Origin of the sequence: Bacillus hominis (genome assembly GCF_018332515.1) — a bacterium.
GTDB lineage: Bacteria > Bacillota > Bacilli > Bacillales > Bacillaceae_G > Bacillus_A > Bacillus_A hominis.
The window spans coordinates 1-2,604 of the sequence record NZ_BOQD01000412.1 but is presented as its reverse complement, the minus strand read 5'-3'; the positions used below and the strand labels follow the sequence as shown (position 1 = coordinate 2,604).

The following is a 2,604-nucleotide window of genomic DNA, read 5'->3' as shown; positions in this document are numbered from 1 at the left end:
GGGAGTTTTACTGCCCGTTAATGCGGGATAAACAGAATAAACAGAAAAATAAAGTTATAAATATTGCCTCTTCAACATGAAGAGGCAATATTTATTAATAGTTATTGTCGCTACCAAAGAAATCTTTGAACGATTGAATTGTTGTATCACGGTTTAATGCTGCAATTGAAGTTGTTAATGGAATACCTTTCGGACATGATTGCACACAGTTTTGAGAGTTACCACAGTTTGCAAGTCCTCCATCACCCATAATTGCACGTAAGCGATCTGCTTTATGCATTTCACCAGTTGGATGCGAGTTAAATAAACGAGCTTGTGAAAGCGGTGCTGGTCCAATAAAGTCAGACTTACTGTTTACGTTCGGACATGACTCTAAGCAAACACCACATGTCATACATTTTGAAAGTTCATATGCCCATTGACGCTTTTTCTCTGGCATTCTTGGACCTGGTCCTAGGTCGTACGTACCGTCGATTGGAATCCAAGCTTTAACACGTTTTAACGCATTAAACATACGGCTACGGTCAACTTGTAAATCACGTACAATCGGGAATGTCTTCATTGGCTTTAAGCGAATTGGTTGTTCTAACTGGTCAATAAGAGCTGTACATGATTGACGTGGTTTTCCGTTAATCACCATCGAACAAGCACCACATACTTCTTCTAAACAGTTCATATCCCATGCAATCGGAGTTGTTTGGTTTCCTTTTGAGTCAACAGGATTACGACGAATTTCCATAAGCGCCGAAATAATATTCATATTAGGACGATATGGAATTTCAAACTCTTGGTCAAACTCTTGTGCATCTGGTCCATCTTGTCTCGTAATGATGAGGCGGATTGTTTTCTCAGACATGTTGTTTATCCCCCTTCTCTTCACCCTTAGCAGCTACATCGTGTTTTGAGGAATAGTCACGTTTACGTGGTTTAATTAATGAAACATCCACTTCTTCGTAATGGAATGCTGGTGCCTTTCCTTCTCCCTCAAATTTCGCCATCGTAGTTTTTAAGAAGTTCGCATCATCACGATTTGGGAATTCTGGTTTGTAATGCGCCCCGCGGCTTTCATTACGGTTATATGCGCCAATTGTAATAACACGTGCTAACTCGAACATATTTGCAAGTTGGCGTGTAAATGAAGCACCTTGGTTACTCCATCTCGCTGTATCGTTAATGTTAATGCGTTTGTAACGCGCCATTAACTCTTCAATTTTCGCATCAGTTTCTAGTAACTTTTTATTTTCACGAACTACTGTAACGTTATCTGTCATCCATTCTCCAAGCTCTTTATGAAGAACATATGCATTTTCGTTACCATCAAGCGTTAAAATATTGTTAAATTTCTCTGTTTCGATTAATTCATTTTGCTCATATACAGTAGATGAAACAGCATCAGATGATTTAGAAAGACCTTTCATATACTCAATTGCATTCGGTCCTGCTACCATACCACCGTAAATTGCTGATAATAGTGAATTCGCTCCTAAGCGGTTACCACCGTGCATAGAATAATCACACTCACCTGCTGCAAATAAACCTGGAATACTTGTCATTTGCTTATAATCGACCCATAATCCGCCCATTGAATAGTGAACCGCTGGGAAGATTTTCATTGGTAGTTTACGAGGATCATCACCTGTAAATTTCTCATAGATTTCAATAATTCCACCAAGTTTAATATCTAGTTCTTTCGGATCTTTATGAGAAAGATCTAAGTACACCATGTTTTCACCGTTAATACCTAGTTTTTGCTCTACGCAAACATCAAAGATTTCACGCGTTGCAATATCACGAGGTACAAGGTTTCCGTAAGCTGGATATTTTTCTTCTAAGAAGTACCATGGCTTACCATCTTTATACGTCCAAACACGTCCACCTTCACCACGTGCAGATTCACTCATAAGACGTAACTTATCGTCTCCAGGAATTGCCGTTGGATGAATTTGAATGAACTCACCGTTCGCATAATATGCACCTTGTTGATATACAGCAGACGCTGCTGTACCTGTATTAATAATAGAGTTTGTTGATTTTCCAAAGATGATACCAGGGCCCCCTGTTGCCATAATCACGGCATCAGCTTGGAAACTTTTTATCTCCATAGTTTGTAAGTCTTGCGCGACGATTCCTCGGCACACACCTTCATCATCCACAACAGCTCGTAAGAAATCCCAACCTTCATATTTCGTTACAAGTCCTGCTACTTCATGACGACGTACTTGCTCATCTAATGCATATAGTAATTGTTGACCAGTTGTTGCGCCAGCAAATGCTGTACGGTGATGTTGTGTTCCACCAAAACGACGGAAATCAAGAAGTCCTTCTTCCGTACGGTTGAACATAACACCCATACGGTCCATTAAATGAATAATACCAGGTGCTGCATCACACATCGCTTTAACTGGTGGTTGGTTCGCTAAGAAGTCCCCACCATAAATTGTATCGTCAAAGTGGATCCATGGAGAATCCCCTTCACCTTTTGTATTTACGGCACCGTTAATTCCACCTTGGGCACATACAGAATGTGAACGTTTTACTGGTACTAAAGAAAATAGTTCAACATTTACTCCTGCTTCTGCCGCTTTAATCGTTGCCATTAAGCCG

2 protein-coding genes are annotated in these 2,604 nt (G+C 40.1%); both read right to left on the bottom strand.

What is annotated here, in order from left to right; genetic code table 11:
- Positions 1-94 precede the first annotated feature (94 nt).
- Positions 95-856, bottom strand: coding sequence for a succinate dehydrogenase iron-sulfur subunit (gene sdhB / locus KI356_RS25775; RefSeq protein WP_002088861.1), 762 nt, complete (start codon positions 854-856; stop codon positions 95-97).
- On the bottom strand, positions 849-2,604 hold a 1,756-nt coding region (sdhA, locus tag KI356_RS25770; RefSeq protein WP_212936862.1), incomplete at its 5' end, for a succinate dehydrogenase flavoprotein subunit. The genes sdhB and sdhA, both read right to left, overlap by 8 nt.